General features: G+C 44.6%; 15 protein-coding genes. 8 read left to right on the top strand and 7 right to left on the bottom strand.

The genetic code is table 11. The features are described from left to right. Positions 1-91: 91 nt before the first annotated feature. The 4 genes from pdxY (at position 92) to ACHFJ9_RS16275 (ending at position 3,829) form a co-directional block, all read left to right on the top strand. Complete coding sequence (gene pdxY / locus ACHFJ9_RS16290; protein WP_005377109.1) at positions 92-949, top strand: pyridoxal kinase PdxY; 858 nt, start codon at positions 92-94, stop codon at positions 947-949. A 210-nt stretch (positions 950-1,159) separates the two neighbouring features. Further along, the gene (locus ACHFJ9_RS16285; protein ID WP_017634571.1) at positions 1,160-2,329 is read left to right on the top strand and encodes a patatin-like phospholipase family protein; all 1,170 of its coding nucleotides are present in this window, start codon (positions 1,160-1,162) and stop codon (positions 2,327-2,329) included. Positions 2,330-2,346: 17 nt separating this feature from the next. Next, a complete protein-coding gene (locus ACHFJ9_RS16280; protein WP_395355509.1) occupies positions 2,347-2,775 on the top strand; it encodes a hypothetical protein in 429 nt (142 codons plus the stop codon). 142 nt (positions 2,776-2,917) lie between these two features. Next, positions 2,918-3,829, top strand: a complete 912-nt coding sequence (locus tag ACHFJ9_RS16275) for a LysR family transcriptional regulator (RefSeq protein ID WP_203347169.1) — start codon at positions 2,918-2,920, stop codon at positions 3,827-3,829. Between the two features lie 265 nt (positions 3,830-4,094). Here ACHFJ9_RS16275 and ACHFJ9_RS16270 read toward each other — a convergent pair whose 3' ends face one another. The 5 genes from ACHFJ9_RS16270 to ACHFJ9_RS16250 form a co-directional block, all read right to left on the bottom strand. Then, positions 4,095-5,246: an ABC transporter permease gene (locus tag ACHFJ9_RS16270; RefSeq protein ID WP_395355507.1), complete on the bottom strand. Its 1,152-nt coding sequence runs from the start codon at positions 5,244-5,246 to the stop codon at positions 4,095-4,097. After that, positions 5,243-6,409 (bottom strand): ABC transporter permease, encoded by a 1,167-nt coding sequence (locus ACHFJ9_RS16265; protein WP_031780620.1) that lies wholly within the window; start codon positions 6,407-6,409, stop codon positions 5,243-5,245. The genes ACHFJ9_RS16270 and ACHFJ9_RS16265 overlap by 4 nt, the downstream gene beginning before the upstream one ends. 22 nt (positions 6,410-6,431) lie before the next feature. After that, positions 6,432-7,412, bottom strand: coding sequence for an HlyD family secretion protein (locus ACHFJ9_RS16260; protein ID WP_258693341.1), 981 nt, complete (start codon positions 7,410-7,412; stop codon positions 6,432-6,434). 3 nt (positions 7,413-7,415) lie between these two features. Continuing rightward, positions 7,416-8,831, bottom strand: a complete 1,416-nt coding sequence (locus ACHFJ9_RS16255; RefSeq protein WP_048626476.1) for a TolC family protein — start codon at positions 8,829-8,831, stop codon at positions 7,416-7,418. A gap of 130 nt (positions 8,832-8,961) precedes the next feature. After that, positions 8,962-9,189, bottom strand: a complete 228-nt coding sequence (locus tag ACHFJ9_RS16250) for a hypothetical protein (RefSeq protein WP_005377125.1) — start codon at positions 9,187-9,189, stop codon at positions 8,962-8,964. A gap of 477 nt (positions 9,190-9,666) precedes the next feature. Between ACHFJ9_RS16250 and ACHFJ9_RS16245 the strand changes: the two genes are divergently transcribed. Then, positions 9,667-11,286 carry an ATP-binding protein gene (locus tag ACHFJ9_RS16245; RefSeq protein WP_395355503.1) on the top strand — a complete coding sequence of 540 codons (1,620 nt, stop codon included), beginning with the start codon at positions 9,667-9,669 and terminating at the stop codon, positions 11,284-11,286. Beyond that, a complete protein-coding gene (locus ACHFJ9_RS16240; RefSeq protein ID WP_053807992.1) occupies positions 11,283-11,969 on the top strand; it encodes a response regulator in 687 nt (228 codons plus the stop codon). The genes ACHFJ9_RS16245 and ACHFJ9_RS16240 overlap by 4 nt, the downstream gene beginning before the upstream one ends. 91 nt (positions 11,970-12,060) lie before the next feature. On the opposite strand, the gene ACHFJ9_RS16235 is transcribed toward ACHFJ9_RS16240, so the two are convergent. Together ACHFJ9_RS16235 and ACHFJ9_RS16230 are read right to left on the bottom strand one after the other, a co-directional pair. Continuing rightward, entirely contained in the window at positions 12,061-14,196 is a 2,136-nt protein-coding gene (locus tag ACHFJ9_RS16235; protein WP_395355501.1) for a TonB-dependent siderophore receptor, read from the bottom strand. A gap of 113 nt (positions 14,197-14,309) precedes the next feature. After that, complete coding sequence (locus ACHFJ9_RS16230) at positions 14,310-15,242, bottom strand: helix-turn-helix domain-containing protein (protein ID WP_395355499.1); 933 nt, start codon at positions 15,240-15,242, stop codon at positions 14,310-14,312. A gap of 539 nt (positions 15,243-15,781) precedes the next feature. On the opposite strand from ACHFJ9_RS16230, the gene zwf reads away from it, so the two are divergent. Together zwf and pgl are read left to right on the top strand one after the other, a co-directional pair. Then, positions 15,782-17,284: a glucose-6-phosphate dehydrogenase gene (zwf, locus tag ACHFJ9_RS16225; RefSeq protein WP_005397367.1), complete on the top strand. Its 1,503-nt coding sequence runs from the start codon at positions 15,782-15,784 to the stop codon at positions 17,282-17,284. After that, positions 17,281-17,997, top strand: a complete 717-nt coding sequence (gene pgl / locus ACHFJ9_RS16220) for a 6-phosphogluconolactonase (protein WP_182034539.1) — start codon at positions 17,281-17,283, stop codon at positions 17,995-17,997. The genes zwf and pgl overlap by 4 nt, the downstream gene beginning before the upstream one ends. Positions 17,998-18,030: the final 33 nt, after the last annotated feature.

Genomic DNA, 18,030 nt, shown 5'->3' with positions numbered 1-18,030 from the left:
TGTCGAGGCTATTCCGACCAAATAAGCACAGTGCGCGGCATTGTGTTTATTTAGTCGCCAAGCTAACAAACTTCCCAATTAAGAGTGACTTATGAAAAGCATTATTTCTATTCAATCTCATGTGGTTTATGGCCACGCAGGAAACAGCTCTGCAGTCTTCCCAATGCAGAGAATGGGGCTTGAAGTCTGGCCAATCCACACGGTTCAGTTCTCAAATCACACTCAGTACCAGCAAGGTTGGACTGGACAGAAGTTTGGGGCAGATGAAATTCATTCTCTAATGAGAGGCTTAGATAACATTGAGAAGTTAGGCGAATGTGGCGCGATACTGTCCGGTTATCAAGGCAGCGCAGAGCAATGTCGAGCGGTGGCCGAAGCGGTAAGTTTAGTCAAATCGCGTAACCATAGTGCACTTTATGTGTGTGACCCAGTTATGGGTGATCCAGACAAAGGTTGCATTGTGGCAGACGGTGTCAAAGAAGCGATAAGCCATAGCTTGTTGCCCATCGCTGATGTGATTGTTCCTAACCAGTTTGAACTGAGCGAGTTAACAGGTGTGAAAATTGACTCTCTTTATGATGCGGTCACTGCATGTAAAAAAGCCTTAGAGTTAGGACCGAAAATGGTATTGGTGAAACACCTGCATGCTCTAACAGATGACGCCTTCAGTATGATTTTAGCCACGCCGAAAGCAAGCTATTTGGCCCAACGCCCTAGTGTTGAATTTGCTATGCAGCCAGTGGGTGTCGGTGATTTAATTTCTGCGATTTTTACCTCTTGTTTGGTGAAGAAGATGTCTCCTGTCGCAGCCTTTCGTCATACACATAACGCCGTTTACGGTGTATTGGAGATCACAAAAGGCTATGGCACATGGGAGCTACAGACGATCAATGCCCAATACGAATTTGTCGAACCGACGCATGAGTTCAATGTCGTGAAAATTGCTTAGCGCAGTACCTAATTAACGGAGAAGCGTAAAGTTAGCATATAGAAACTTGGCATAATTGCTTTGATGGATAGCATCCTACAATCGCGATTATGGGGTTTAGCCGTGCCTAGCTATAGTAACTCCACACAACGAAATGGACTTTATTTTGACCCAATTAACTTCAAACTGAGTCTCTGGTCATACGCCAGAGAACATTAAATGAGACTGATTATGAATCGTTTAATTTCCTCTGGTGTGACGGTTGCACTTTCGCTGCTGATAGTAGCTTGTAGTTCACCCCATACGCTGGATGTTCGTGTTTCTCAAAGCAACTATAAAGATGTCGAGATCGCGAGTTCGACACCAAATGAGCCACTTCGAATGTGGGCCAATGAAGCGCCGGATTTTCTCTACTCAGCGCACAATCAAACCACACCGATCAAAGTAGAGGGTGAACAGCTCAATATTTTGGCCTTATCGGGTGGTGGCGTAAACGGCGCATACGGGGCCGGCGTTTTGATGGGGCTGCAGGAAAAGGGGGAGCTAAAAGATTATGCCATCATTACTGGAGTCAGTGCGGGTGCCCTAATCGCTCCTTTTGTTTTCATTGGCGGTGATGCGATGCCAAAGATGAAAGAAGTCATGCTCAACATCAATGATAAGAATATTTTGGGTAAGAAGAACTTCTTAAATACCCTGTTTAAGGACGCGTTTACCGATGGTGAGAACCTCTATGATTTCATCGCAGACGCTTACCCTGAGCCCATGATCGAGGCGATGGCGCAGCAACACCGCAATGGTAAACGCCTCTTTATTGGCAGTACCCATTTTGATTCAGGCGAACTGGTGATTTGGAATATTGGTGCGATTGCGAACAGTGATTTAGCGGACAAATCTGAACTTATTTACAAGGTGCTTGCTGCGAGCGCATCGATCCCTGGTGTTTTCCCTCCACAATTTATCGATGTTGAACATGATGGAGAAACACTTGAGGAGTTACACGTAGATGGCGGTCTCGCAGCGCAGGTGTTCTTTAATCCGTCTAACTTCAACTATCAACAAATCTCAGATGCTTTGGGGTTAGAAAAAGCGCCTCAGCTGGATGTGATTCGCAATGGTGCGTTAAAAGCGCCGTATCGTCCACTAAAAGACAAAGGTTTGGACTTGGTATCGAAAAGTGTCTCAAGCCTTACGCTAGCGCAAACTCGTGGTGATCTCTATCGAATGAAATACATCAGTGAAATCAACGATATCGAGATGCAGTTTACCTACATTGATCAAGATTTCAGGTACGCCAAAGTAACGAAAGATATGTTCGATCACCGCTACTTGCTGACGATTTACGAATATGGATTCAAAAAAGCCACCCAAGGGCAACTTTGGGTAACTGAACTCCCTTAATACAGGAAAACGATACAATGAAAAAAGCCGTTCTTACACTCATGATGCTTACAGCTTCCGCGACTGCATTCGCCCAAAGTGGAGCCCATCTTGACCAGCAAAAAGTGGATAGTTACATGCAGCAACTGTCTGCAATCAAAGAAGAAGGTGCAGCCTTTATCATGATTGACGAGAACTCGAGTTACGTGGCGGTCGAGTTCGTGGGAAAGTGGGAAGAGATCAACAACTATGTGTCACACAAAGAAGCGAAACAACGTAAATTGGAAAAAGTGAACAAGCAGTTCGTGTACTCTCAGGTCGGTGACACGTTGGAGTCACTTGAGCAAAAAGTCGTTGGCCACATTTACGCTGATCAACCTAAATATTTCAGTGTCGATGTCTACCGTGATTACCATGGTGACTCAGGAGAATTCAACTATTTAGCTCGTGTCGTTGAGTACAACTAAGTTAGAGAAAACCTACTGACGCTAGTAGGTTTTTTTGTGTCGTCGAGAAGGAATTCAAACGCAGATTGTTACCGTTACCAAGTAGCAATTCTACGATCTTGTGGTAATTTAATTAGATAACTCTAAAAAGTAAGCACAACCTATGAATTTTAGTTTTGAACAACTTCTCGCGTTCGTAACCGTTTATGAACAGCTTTCGTTTAGTAAGGCGGCGGTCAAACTCAATAAGCACCGAACCACAATAGGGCAGGTGATTACCAATCTTGAAGATCAACTGGCGGTCAACCTGTTTGAGCGAGTGGGGCGCTCGGTAGAACCGACAGAAGATGGTCATCTTCTTTACCACTATGCTAAGCAAACCATCGAACAAGCACGTACTTTCGATAAAGTCGCATTAAGTCTGGCTTACGGTGGGTTAGAGAATGTTAGTATCGCCTATTCTAGTGTGATTCCGCATCGTGCTTTGGTTGAAATTCGCCAGCAATTGTTACGTGACTTTCCGTTAATGCGTGTGAACTTCTTTGTTCGGAATAAACAGGACATCAAAAAGGGGATCGCTAGTGGTGAATTCCACTTCGGTATCGTGAATGTTCATGATAGCCAGGCGATGCATAGCTTTGATGCCACCTTCCTTGGGCATTTCGAGTTTTTCCCTTTTGCACAAAAAGGTGGAGAGCTGTCTAAGTTGAAGAAAGATGAAGTCTTAACCGCATTGAAAAGCAGCAAGCAATTTGTCTTACGCTCATTTATCGAAGAAGGCATGGCGGAGAAGATCATCGTTAGCTCTGATAACGAAGAAGTCGATCAGCTTGCCCTCGTGATAAAAATGGTCGAAGCGGGCTTGGGTTGGGCGCTACTGCCTAAAACCTTTGCTAACACTGAGTTTGCCAACCATTCGATTGAACCTGTCGAATCTGCCGAGATGCTTGAAGGGTTCAAGTTTGGTTTTGCACTATGGTGTCCACATTCGAAACAGGTTGGTGATATCAAGCAATCGCTAATGACCGTGATAAATAACTATCGCCAGCGATTCGAAGACAGCCTTCGTCGCTGATTCCAAAGACTCATTTCATTCCAACAAGGCTCATTTCGAGCCTTGTTTTCGTTTTATCCGACTCAAAATATCCGGCTTCAAATTTTGAAGGATCACACCCTCTATACGAGAGTATGGGATATCACTATTTTGCCTTAATCTAACCTCGCTCAATGGGTAAGCCCAGAGCAAAAAGTGTTTTTACCATATGTCCGCTGCAAGGACGCAGATTTTCAGCCGGGTTTAGTTACCCGGCTTTTTTTATAGTAATAAAAAATGTCAGCTGTCACCCCAAGCTCTCTGTTACAACTGGCTTGTTACTTCGCTTAGCAATCCAGTACGCAACGCTACCCCAAAGCACAGTGAGTGCCCAAAGTGCCGTCCAATGTAGAGCGACTTGTTGCCAGGTTGCCCCCATTTGGTTTAGCGCTAAGAAAGCTTTGATCGCCCAAGTGCTTGGGCTTAAATCAGCAATCCATAGCAAGGGAGTAGGTATGGCTTCAATCGGCCAAATAAAACCAGCCAAGAAAATGAGCGGCATAGAGCTCACGAGGACGACTAAGGTGACCAGTTCACGCCTAGGTAGTAAGTAACCTAGCCAGAAGCCTAGTCCGCAACAACCTAAAAAGAACGGGAACAACATGGTCAGTAGTTCGCCCGCGTTGGCGATATGGTTTACGCTTAAACGTTCGAAGCTAAAACCAAAATAATAGGCGCCGAGTAAATAATAAATTGCCACAAATACTAACGTTCTCACAAGCAGCAGCGATCCCGTTGATACTTGAGACCAGTAGCCACGACCATGACGCTGTGTTCCCGTTTGTAATCCAACCGCCATGATCAACGTTTGTTGTAAAATCAGAACAAATACTGCTGGCACTACGTATTCGATGTAACCCATGGTTGGGTTGAACGTCGGTTTCATATTAAGCTTAATAGCAGAGTAATTATGGCTAGCCATACTCATGGGCACACCATCTATCACCATTTTACTGACTTTCACTTGGGCCCCTAATGTGCCTCCCGCTTGGGCCAATCCCTCTACCACGGTTCCGTACACGAGAAAATACGAGGCGTCCGCAGCGTAGGCTAGAGTCGGGCTTTTACCTAACATGAGGTCTTTGTAAAAGTGTTCTGGTATGACTAAAAAACCGGTGATCTCTCGTTGTAAAAATGCTTGTTTTGCATCGGCAATCGTATGAAGTCGAGTAACTACGTTGACTTGTGGAGTGGCATCAACCATACGTTCCAGCTTTAAACTCGTCTGACTACCATCTAAATTAACAATCGCGATTGGTTGTTCACGAGGCGTTTGTTGTGCATAAGGCAAAGGGTATAAAAACGAGTAAAATACGACACCACCAAAAACGGTCAACGTAACGACTGGATTGGTTAGAACGGCCTTCAGTTCCGCTTTAATCAGTTGCCACAATGTCATACCGCCTCCTTCGCTTGGCGTGTTGATGAAGCTGTTCGATGTTTACCCATCAAGGCTGCGGTAATGAGCAGGGGCACAACGTAGCCAACCATAGGCCATAGCGAGCTTAAAGATTGTGCGGCCGATGCTCCATAGCTTGCTTGACTCACTTGCACTTCAATGTAATGGGTAATCGGCAATAATGAACGCCATGCATAAGCGAGCGTGTTCATGTCAGAAACTGGGAATGTAATTCCCATGAACGCGAAACTTGGAGCCGTAAACGCGCCAGCAAAACTCATCGCACGTGCAGGATCCATCGACAAGAAGAAGAACAACGCCCCCATAATGATACAGGCGATAACCGTCGCCAATTGTGCTAATAGCATAACCAAAAAACTGCCTTCCATTGGCCAATCAAGCACGGAATAAAACCAGTATAAGAACAATGCACCTTGCGCCATAAAGACCGGAATGTACTGACTTAATAGGGAAGTGAGCTTGGCGTATGGCTTTTCGCCCAAAAACGCAAAGCCATTCTTTCCACCATAAATGCGAAAGTGCGCGGTAAGAATCAAAATAGTGCTTACTACAATACATATTTGCCAAATGGCTGGCACGATAGCCGTTACCAAAAATTGTGCGTAGTTATTGTTACGGTTAAATAATGCGGTTATTTGTGTCGACACGGGTACAGCCTGCCCAGCCGCCGCTAGCGTTGTGGTGTTACCCTTAGCCAAGTTGCTCATTACTTCAACCTGAGCATCGAAATAGCCTTGTGCTTGCGCAACGGCAGAGTTGATCAGTTTCGCAACCAAAATGTACTGACTGTTGTAAAAGACAGAGAGTTGAGGTTGGCGGTGTTGGAGAATATCTTGATCGAATTTAGATGGGATAACCGCGTAAGCGTAGATATCGCCTTCAATCATCGCATTTTTTGCTTCGCTTGCACTGGTGTAGTGATAATTAACAGCCAGACTCGACGACGCATCCAAAGATTGAATGAGCTTTCGAGAAAGTTGGGAATGTTGTAGATCAACCACACCGATTGGCAGATCCCGGGCAATGCCCGCAGAGAACACTCCCCAAATCATCATCGCGAGCAAAATCGGTATCCAAGTAAGGCACGAAAGCAACCACTTATCTCGTCGTAAGATATGCCGCTGTGAAATCTTAATCGTCATAGCATTAACCTAATGGTTGTGATTAAAGTTCAACGACAACACTCATTCCCATACGCAGTTCAGGTTCGGGTTGAGCTGGACGAGCTTCTACTTCAAAGGTACGAAGATCAAAACCTTGAGAAGCATCGGTTGCTCTCCACGTTGCAAAGTCACCCATAACGGCAACATGCGTTACTTTGAACTCAACATTTTTATTTAAGGCAGGCAAATAGGCATCAAAGGTTGCTCCTTTTTTAAAGTGTTGAAGGTAATCTTCACGCACATTAATTGTCGCCCAGGCATCTTCTGTATCTATCACAGTAACAACCGGGAAGCCCTGAGGTGCTAATTCACCACTTTGAAGTAGAACTTGAGAGACTTCGCCGTCAAACCAGCTGTAGATCTGAGTATCTTTCGCGTACGCTTCCACTTCGGCTACGGCACCTGATGCCATGCGCGCTTTTTCCGCCGCAGCCACTTTGGTTTCACTTCTAGCGCCTTCTTTTGCCATTTCGTACATTTGAAACGCGGCACTTTCTGTGTATTTCGCTGCTTGCCATTGAGTTAAAGCTTCATCGCGTTTTTGTTCTGCAACCACGCCATCGTTATAAAGGTTATTCACACGATTGTAGGTTTTTTCCATTAAATTCGCAGCGGCTTTGGCTTTCATCCACTGATCTTTTGCTGCTTGGATTTGTTGCTCACGTGCGCCTTTCTCAGCTTCTTGAGCTAAGGCGTCCGCCGCTTTTTCACCTGCTTTTGCTTGTTCTAACTTCGCTTCAATTTCAGGACTATGAAGGGTAAAAATAAGCTGACCTTTCTCTACATCGTTGCCTTTACGGACCATGACCTCATCAATACGCCCTGGAACTTTTGAGGAAATACTGTATTGCTGGGCTTCAATTAATCCCTGTAAGCGGATCGGTTCAGGTTGATAGGCTTGGTAAAATTGATAGCCAACCCAAGAGACAACACCCAAAGCACAAAGTGAGAGTAAAACGGGTTTTAGTGATTTAGCTGCCATGATTTATTTCACCTCTTTGGATGTTGAAGCAGGGATATAAGCGGTATTTTGATATTGTTCGAAGCTGTTCATTTCACTGCTCAATGCGAGTAGCTTGGTTAAAGATATTAAATAGCGGAAACGTGCCGCTGAACGTTGTGTTTCTATACTCGCGACATAAAGCTGCGCATCCACAACATCCAGAGAAGACGACAGCCCCTGAGTAAATGCTTTTTCACGCAAGCGCAGGTTTTCGTTAGCGAGTTCAATGCTAGATTCGAGCCCTTGTACTTCATCAATGGCTTGCTGAGCCTCCAAGTATGTCTTTTGGACTAGCAGCGATAAATCTTGTTTGGCTTGGGACTTTAATGAATCGACCTGCGAGACGACGCTTTGAGCTGCTTTGACTTTTTCGCTTCGCCCTGTTGATTCAATCAGTGGAATGCTCACACCGACACCAACTAACCAATCAGGCTTCATTTGGCTTGCGAGAGAGTCGTCTTCATACAAGCTGTAGTCTCCGTAAAGGTAAACTTCAGGATAGTATTTCCCTTTTTCTGCTTTGATTAAGCTAGAGGCTTGTTTGTGTTTAGCGCTCAGAAGGTCTAACCCCGGATAGGTAAGCAACGTTTGATCGACAAAAGCGGTTAGAGGGGGAAGACTGTCGTTGATAAACAAAGATTCAGCGGGCTCTACGGCGTCATCTTGCGCAAGTAATTTACCTAATGCTGCTTGAGCAATACTCAAATCGCTGGCGGCTTTACGTGTTTCTACTGATGCTTTATCTAGAGAAGCCTCGGCTTGCAGGCGCTCAACGTGTGCGATTTGTCCTTGCTCTTCAAGTTTAATGGCAAAATCTCTATGCTTTTTTAGTCCAGCTTCAACCGCTTGCCGCGTTGCGAGTACTTCCTTTGCCAGCACGACAGAAAAGTAGTACTTCGACAAATCTTCAAAGCGCGCTTGTTGTTCCATTAGAAGCTGGCTTTTAGCCTCATCTGTTTTGCCTTCTGCTGCTGATTGAGCCGCAGAAATACGACCACCAGTAAAAATTGGCCAAATGGCACGAATAGACGAAGAGAAAATATCGCGCTCGGTTATGGTCGAAGTAGTATTAGCTAAGGCACCAAAAATAGGTTGAAAAGCAGGAGGTACGTTAATGTGTGCTCCTGTGCTGTCTAGGATCTGTTTTCCTGACAGCGTGATATCGGTATCTAAACGCGTGTAATTCGCGCCAATGGTAACCTGAGGTAAGTTGAGATTGCTGGTGGCACTCTCTTGGTATTGGTAATTCTCGACGTTTGAGCGTTGAGCTTTAAGAGAATAGTTGTTTTCTAGCAATAGCTGCCATGCGGTATCAAAAGTGATCGGTGCCGCATGACAGGCAAGGGAAATCGAGCTGCTAAGTAAGCCCAGTATCCAAAACTTTCCTGTTTTTTTCATAATGGCTGCTTTGTCGTAGAGTATAAGCTCTAATATAAAGGATTCGTAACTTGGTGTTAAGTAGGAGGGGAAATTGGGTAGTAGTATGCGCCCAGTTATGTTTGTGCTGGGCGCGGGAGATGTTACAAGTTTACTTCGTATATGGACAGTGAAACTCTGCTCTCCACTCAAGCTGACGAGAACCTCGCATCGTATTCAATAGGTCTTTTCCACTCATTTGAGGGAACGATAACAGGACCTTGAGATCAGAAGTACCGCCTCCGTTTTTTTCATAAGCCCTGACGTGTGTAAACGTTGAATACATATTCTCTGACAGCATCGCCTTATTCAGGCATATTCCAAAGGTATCGCGTTCCATGTTTGGTGTTCCTTCTAACTATAAATGCACCTCTGTTTATAGTTTTCCAGTTTTCAGATGGTGTCTAAGTGTTTGTCATATAGTCAGTATTTGTGTTTTGTTTTATTTGTGTCCAAATCACTGACATCAATGTTGAGCTTTTAATAGACTTCCAGCTTCACTGCTTTCTAACCGAAACTCTCAATGGTTTCGTTGATTAAAAATTATACGTTGGAAAGTCTAAAAACGCCTCAAAAACCGCTAAAATCGATGTGATCACGATCATGTTTTAAAGGGCAATTTATGTATGGAATTGAGTATCAGAGAGGAATGCTGAATTTGGTGAATAGTTGTAATTTTATGTTTCAGCTCGTCGATTAATTAACCGTAAACTCTGCGGTTTGCTTGTCTTCCTCACAGATTTATCACCGCAACAAAGCCATGCTGTTAACTGAGTGTTAACGTGATCCCTTGGGAGTGAGTCATAAGGATGTATCAATGAGTTGGAAAACGATCAGCTTTCGTAAGCGAATGCTCATTATTATGACGCTGTCGGGGTTGATAGAGCTTCTATTACTTGTCGCTGCAGGATTCACTTATCTCAAAATCAATCAAGAGCAAGAAATGGGAGAAAAAGCACTGGGTGTTGCCCGTTTTTTAGCAGACTCCGCCGTTGTTCGCGAAATGGTCGCAACCCAAAATCCTCAGCCATACCAACTCCGTTTCCGAGAATTAACCGAAGCCATCGGTGCTGCATTCATCGTTATTGGCGACCATAAGGGAGTGCGCTTAATTCACCCCGTTGATGAGCGGTTGGGTAAACCAATGAGAGGTGGTGACAATCGTCGAGCGCTAGAGCAGGGATTGTCTTATGTTTCGACAGCACAGGGCTCGTTAGGTTATTCAGTTCGTGGTAAAGCTGCGATTTTTGACGAGCAAGGGGACATCATTGGTGTGGTTTCGGTTGGCTATTTGCTCGACCGACTGCAAGACCGCATCGAGCCATTTTTGGCTTTTTTGATCTTCATGGTCATCGTCGTTGTTGTCGCTAATGCCATTGTATCCAATTATGCGTCGAGAAAGTTTCAGCGCGCCATTTTGGGGTTCGAGCCTGAAGAGATAGGGCGGTTGTACGGCGAATTAGAAGTGACGATGAGTACCATTAAAGAGGGCGTGTTAAGTATTGATGCCCAAGGGATACTTCGCTCGATCAATCGTAGCGCCTGTCAGATTCTCGGTATTGATAGAGAGGCAGCTCTTAATAAACCGTTGACTGAGACGTTACGCGATAGTGACTTATATACGGTGCTAGAAACCGGACAGGAAGATCATGATATTGAGATATTCCTTAATCATAAACGTCTGATCGCAAACCGTTCGCCAATTTATGTGGATGGAAAAATAGTGGGGGCAGTATCGAGTTTCCGTTTAAGGGATGAAATCAACGACCTAACCGAGCAGTTATCACAAACCAAAGAATATGCAGATTTATTACGTTCGCAAACCCATGAGCATCGAAATAAGCTAAACACCATTAGCGGGTTAGTTCAGATGGGTGAGCTGGATGCCGTACAAAAGTTAATTGGGCAAGAAACCGCACACTATCAAGCGATGATCGAATTTTTAAGAGACACCGTTAAAGACCCGTTAATTGCAGGTATGTTGCTTGGAAAAACTGAACGTGCTCGCGAGTTAGGCTTACAGCTGGTGGTTGAAGAAGGCAGCCGTTTGGAGCCTCTGCCTGAGTGGCTAAATTCGGAAGACCTTGTCACCATTCTGGGCAACTTAATTGATAACGCTTTCGATGCAACGTTAACCTCGATTCGTGATGAATCGAATGTCGCATTGGAGCGCAGAAATATTGATGTGTCAGTGAGCGATTACGGAAATGAAGTGATACTTGAGGTGATAGATCAAGGCTGTGGTTTACCAAGCGATATAGAGCCGCAGGCGCTATTTAAAAAAGGGGTGTCGACGAAATCTCGTCAAAATCGGGGGGTAGGATTGCATCTTGTCAACCAGTTGGCTACTCGATATCACGGCCATGTTGAGATGATGCCCAACACAAATTATGGAACAAGAATAACGGTGTATTTACCCAAGGAAGAACAATTATGAGTATGGCGACTCGCGTAATGATCATTGAAGATGATCTGGCTATTGCTGAGCTGCACCACAAATACTTGAGCCAATTGGCAGGTTTGGAAGTGGTCGGCATTGCGACCACGAGAATAGAAGCGGAAATGCAACTCGATATTCTTAAGCCAGACCTCTTGTTGATGGATGTATACCTTCCTGATGGAACAGGGCTTGAGATACTCAATACATTACGTGCGAACAACCAAACGTGTGATGTCATTTTGATTACCGCGGCAAGGGATGTCGATACGCTACAACAGGCAATGAGAGGGGGTGTCGTTGATTACCTACTCAAACCAGTGATGTTTCCACGCTTAGATGCCGCACTGAAAAAGTATGTGTCCCAACGCCAACAACTAGATATCGTAGAGAGTTTGGATCAGAACCTCGTTGATAAAATGCTGCAGTCTCACGCCAATCAAGACAACTTGCCGAACCGATTACCAAAAGGGATTGATGGTGTAACCTTAGATAAGATCAGAGAGTTGTTCCCAAATGGTAGTGTGCTGACCGCTGATGAGGCAGGCGAAAAGATTGGTGCGAGCCGAACAACGGCAAGGCGCTATTTGGAGTACCTGATCAGCACTGGTGAACTAGAGGCTGATTTAAACTATGGGTCGGTAGGTAGGCCGGAAAGGTGCTATAAAAAAGTGACACGGTAGCGTTTATATTGATGCTCTATGCAAAATGAAAAGCGATGGCTTGTTGTAGAAACCATCGCTTTACAAATTACTGCTGTTCCGTTCTAAGAGGTTAGAAGTTATATTCTAACTTCGCTTCGATAGAGCGCTCAGCGCCAAACCAACAGTTATTTTTGTCGTAACAAGAATAGTATTCTTTATCGAATAGATTGCTTGCAGAGAGCGTAACGCTAGTCCCTTTCATTGATTCAGATACCGTTGAGAAATCGTAACTTGCTGCCAAATCAAACAAGGTGTAGTCAGGCACTTTTTCGCTGTTTTGAGCATCAATTTGTGCTTCTCCGACATAGCGAACGCCAGCACTGGTACGAAGGCCTGAAAGATTTCCTTCAAAGAAATAGTTGGCCCATAGAGAGGCCGTTTGCTCAGGCACCCAAACCGGCGTTTTACCTTCTTGGTTGTAATAACTGTCTTCGGTAATCTCCATATCGGTATACGTGTAGCCTAGAGTGAAATCAGCTTGTGCTGTGGCTTGCCACTTTGCCTCTAGTTCAACACCCTGTGATACCACTTCGCCCGCTTGATAGTTCGGTGCATATGGATTATTCGGATCGGTCAAGATCGCGTTTTTCTTCGTAATATGGAAGAACGCTAAATTACCCGAAATATCGCCAGACAATGGTGCGTACTTAAAACCGAGCTCCCACTGATGCCCGGTTGATGGTTCAAACGCTTTGCCTGTGGCATCTGCACCCGCAATCGGCTCAAAACTCTCGGAGTAAGTAAGGTATGGGGATAGGCCGAAGTCGAGTTCATACAAACCGCCGACTCGGAAAGATACGTTGGTATCGTCTAACTCTTCCTTGCTGTTAGATATTGCTCCTAGGTAATCGCTCACGGCGTCTGTATTTGAATCGTATTTATCCCAACGAAGACCCGCAATCATTACAAGTTGGTCGTAACGAACTTGATCTTGGAAATAAACGCCAATCTGCTTCGTTTTGATATCTAAGTTTTGTTTGTATTGGAAATTCAGTGCATTACGATCAATGCTGTTGTGGCCAGGATTAAAAATGTCCTGAGTTAGCGAATACCCAAGCGTGTCTTTGTATTTTACATCTGAATCTAGATACTGATAATCAAGTCCGAACAATAAGTTATGTTCAAAATTTCCTGTTTTAACGTAGCCAGATAGTTGGTTGTCAATCACAAAGGATTTGGACTTTTCATCGGTTAAATAAGCATTTCGACCAACGGTAAGGTTATCCGCTTCAAGTGCACCGTTATATGTGTTTTCCTGATAGGCATCGGCGGTCATGTAGCGGGCATTCTGTAGAAATTGCCAATTGTTGTTAAAGTCGTGTTGGACTTTGTAACCCATCATCAGAACTTCGCGTTCGTAAGTGTTCCAGTCCTCATCCCCCAAATAAGTGCTTGGTGACATCGATCCAAGTGGGTTGTCAATCACTGAGCCAGACGCTGGCACGGTCGTGTAGATACCTGCTGATGGATCATTTTGATAGTAAACATTCACGTTGACTAAGGTGCTTTCTGTCGCTTGCCAATTGAAAGATGGAGCGAGGACATAACGTTCGTCTTCAGACGTATCGGCTTGACCATCTCGCTGTTTTGCGAGGCCGATAATACGGTAATCAACATTAGAATCACCAATTTGTCCTGTGGTGTCGAACGTCAGTTCTTTTAGGCTGTTAGTCCCAGTAATAATCGAGACAGAGTGCGAAGGTGTTGACTGAGGCGCCTTGGCGATAATATTGACCATGCCTCCTGGTGGAATATTGCCGTAAAGAACAGACGTTGGCCCTTTAAAAACCTCGATTTGTTCAAGGGCAACGGAATCGACCTGAGGTTGAAGGTTCCAGCCGTTGTACAGTAAAGGAAGACCATCATAAAAGTTGGTGTAGTTAATAAAACCACGAATATTGAATAGGTCAAGTCGGGAAACGGCACCGCCACGCAGCTCTGTATTTACGCCAGGCGCGTAACGCAATGCTTCGCTCACCGAGTTTACGCCGCGCAGGTCCATGTCATCTTTAGTGATTACCGTGATCGCTTGCGGCGTTTCTTCCGGTTCTAAAACGGTTTTAGTTGCGGTGTTTCGGTATGTTTCGCCAAGTACTGTGATAGTTTCGTGCTGAGAAGTGCTCTCAGTGGCACTGGCGTGACCAGCAATAAGCGCGGATACCACGACTGCAACCGCAGAACGATGAAATCGATTCGGACTTTCCATATTTATTAATTCCACTACTTTTATTGATAATGATTGTTGTTTGCATTCTATAGCGAAAAAAATAGGAAAAGTTAACAATTTGGTGCAAAGCCAGAACCTAAGTGCTTAGGCTTCTATCTAATGGACATGGCTTCGTTCGGTTTGACAGGTATCCAGTAATGCATTTGGGCATTCTCGCTCTCAACATCATAGTCTTCTGGATAAACTTCTAACTCGTAGCCATCAATACCGTAATAATTGGAATAGGGGAGCCAGTGCAAAATGAACCACTCAAGCGTCGCCGCTAGATTTGATGCTTTACCTATGTGCGTAATCACTGCGTAGGTTTGCTCAGGAACAACCAGAAGATCTGGTTCTTGCGTAGAGCCTTTGGATATTGAAGTTCTTGACGCTGAGTTGTACTCATAACCTGCCCAATACTCGAGTTGCTGGTTGCTTGAATACGCTTTTGTTACGTCAATCACACCAAGATATTTTCTTTCCAGATGAGTATGGTTTTCAGATGAATAGAGCTGTGACCACAGAAAGGGCACTTTGGATTGGAAGTTGGGCGTTGCGGAAAACAATCCATAAATAGGTTCATGATAACCAGCAAGCACAAAAGCAGGTTTTGTTTCTATTCGAACTTCGATAAAGCACTTATGTCTATTTTCGTCTTCTGGTGTATCGCGCAACGTTAAAGGTTGCCTCAAGCCCGTTAGTTGCTGAGCTTTACGATAATCTCGAGGACTCTTTGAAAACATATTTTTGAACGCTCGACTGAATGCATGTTCAGAAGCAAACCCCATTTCTATCGCAATATCTAACGAGCGATCTGATGTATGGATTAAGCGTTCAGCCGCAAGGCTTAGTTTAAGCTCTCTAATATAGTGAGCGACGGACACGCCAGTGTGTTGCTGGAAAACGCGTTGCAGTTGCCAACGTGACCAGCAGCTTGCTTTCGAGATTTCATCCACACTAAGTGCGATATCTAGATTGTTGTGAATGTAATCAAGCACAGAGTGTATTCGGTTTATCGGGTGCAGATTCTTTGTGCTTGGTTTCATGACATTCTAATTTCGCATTAATAGTATCCTCATTATCTTTAATTGAGTATCATTATCAATAGAATGAGAGGATAAAATTCAGGCCACATAGATCACAATAAAATTGTAATGGATTGCAAGGGTGGATAAGGATTGTCCATATTAGAGTTTTTGCTTAATTTTTGTCTTACGTTAGTGCAACTTTTTTTATCCATAAAATACAAATATTTATGATGTTTTGTGCAACTTATTTAAACGTTTGCACTGGCAAGTGTTGATGTAAATCAAATAGTCGTAGACAATACTGCACCGTGTCGGACTCTCCTCCAGCGAGTACAGTGTGTACTTTTGAGACATAAGTGACCTAAATGACCTTAATACGTCGTGTTTCCAACAGATTTGGGAGTGCTACTTCTTGAGGTTCTTTGGGCCTATAGACTTTACCTATCAACGTAATAGGTAAGACCAATTTTCTATTTTGAGGTGCCATTGATAGGGTTGGCTCATCCTTTAGCCGTATCCGGGCACACAATAAGTACCTCGTTTTTAAGGGAAAGATGATGGTAATACCAGAAAACAGCAGCATCGTTATTTTTGGTGCTTCAGGTGACCTTACATACCGTAAGCTCATTCCTGCTTTATACCACCTCTATGCGAACAAGCAGCTTCCAGAAAATTTTGCCATTCTGGGTGTAAGTCGCACTGAATACAGTGATGAGTCTTACCGCGCGAAGCTGAAAAAATCGCTTCAGGAAATGGAAAAGACTGAGCCAGAAACGCTTGATGCATTTATTAACCATCTGCACTACCAAGCTATCAATACTTCTGACACACAAGATTACAGTAAGCTATCTTCTCGTTTAGACCAACTTGCTGACGAATATCGTTTCGATCAGCGCAATACGCTTTTCTACTTAGCAACCCCACCAAGTTTATACAGTGTGATTCCTGCAAGTCTTGCAGCACACGGCCTAAACAAAGAAGAAGATGGTTGGAAACGCCTGATTATTGAGAAACCATTCGGTTATGACCTTGAATCAGCGCGTATTCTGGATAAAGAAATTCACGAGCACTTCCAAGAGCATCAAATCTACCGAATTGACCATTACTTAGGTAAAGAGACGGTACAAAACCTTCTTGTACTTCGTTTCTCAAACGCGATGTTTGAGCCGCTTTGGAACCGTAACTTCATTGATTATGTTGAAATCACGGGCGCAGAATTCCTCGGCGTAGAGGAGCGTGGTGGTTACTACGACAACTCGGGTGCCGTGCGCGATATGTTCCAAAACCACCTGCTACAAGTATTGGCGATGGTGGGTATGGAGCCACCAGCACAGATCAATGCAGATTCGATGCGTGATGAAGTTGTTAAAGTACTCCAGTGTTTAAAACCTTTGGACGAAAACGCTCTGCGTAACGATCTAGTATTAGGTCAATACACCGCTTCTGAAGTTCGTGGACAAAGTCTACGTGGCTACCGTGAAGAGCCGGGGGTTGCAGACGACTCACGTACCGAAACTTATATCGGTTTGAAAGCATACATTAACAACTGGCGTTGGAATGGCGTGCCATTCTACGTGCGTACTGGTAAGCGTCTTCCAACACGCGTGACTGAAGTGGTTATCCACTTTAAACAAACACCGCACCCAGTGTTTGGTCAAAACGCACCAGAAAACAAGCTGATCATTCGCATTCAGCCAGACGAAGGTATTCAAATGAGCTTTGGCTTGAAAGAGCCAGGCGCAGGTTTTGAAGCGAAAGAAGTGAAAATGAACTTCCATTACGCTGATCTACAAGAAACGCAAATGCTAACTGCGTATGAGCGTCTTCTACTTGATGCTTTGAATGGTGATGCTACGCTATTTGCACGTAGTGATGCGGTGGAAGCGTGTTGGCAGTACGTACAGCCAATTTTAGACTTTAAACAAGATCCACAATCCCTCTTCGGGTACGCATGCGGCACATGGGGTCCTAAAGAGTCAGACGACCTGCTACAGCGTGATGGTCGAGCTTGGCGCTTCCCATGTAAAAACTTAACAGATACGGATTACTGTGAACTATGATCAACCATAAGATCTACCAAACAGCAGAGCAGGTAGTTGAAAGCCTAGCTAACGACATGAAAGCGTTCAGCGAAATGGGCCGACCTGTTCACATCTCTCTTTCTGGCGGCAGCACTCCTAAAATGCTGTTCAAACTGTTGGCTTCAGAGACTTACGCAACCTCTATTCAGTGGCAAAATCTCCACTTCTGGTGGGGTGACGAACGTTGTGTCGCACCTGACGATGCGGAAAGCAACTACGGAGAAGCGAACGCGCTACTGTTTAGCCAAGTAAACATTCCAACAGAAAACATCCACCGTATTCGCGGTGAAGATGACCCTAAAGTGGAAGCGGAACGCTTTGCGAAAGAGATGTCAGAGGTGATTCCGACTGAAAACGGAACCCCTGTGTTTGACTGGATCTTATTAGGTGTTGGTGCAGATGGTCACACAGCTTCTCTGTTCCCTGGCCAAACGAATTATGATGATGCGAATCTATCTCTTGTGGCGTCTCATCCTGAGTCGGGACAACTTCGTGTGTCGAAAACAGCACGCGTATTAGAAGCAGCAAAACGCATCAGTTACTTAGTGCTTGGTGCAGGAAAAGCGGACATCGTTGAAGAGATCAACAGTTCACCTGCACACGCACTGCCATACCCAGCGGCTAAGATTCAAGCGAAATCTGGCCTGACGGAATGGTATTTAGATTTGGACGCAGCAGCAAAAATTGCTTAAACGCTGCTCGTCAATGAAACAAAATTGGAGAGA

Source organism: Vibrio sp. D3 (assembly GCF_043995865.1).
GTDB lineage: Bacteria > Pseudomonadota > Gammaproteobacteria > Enterobacterales > Vibrionaceae > Vibrio > Vibrio diabolicus.
The sequence above is the reverse complement of the archived record's forward strand: the minus strand, read 5'-3'. Positions and strand labels throughout refer to the sequence as shown.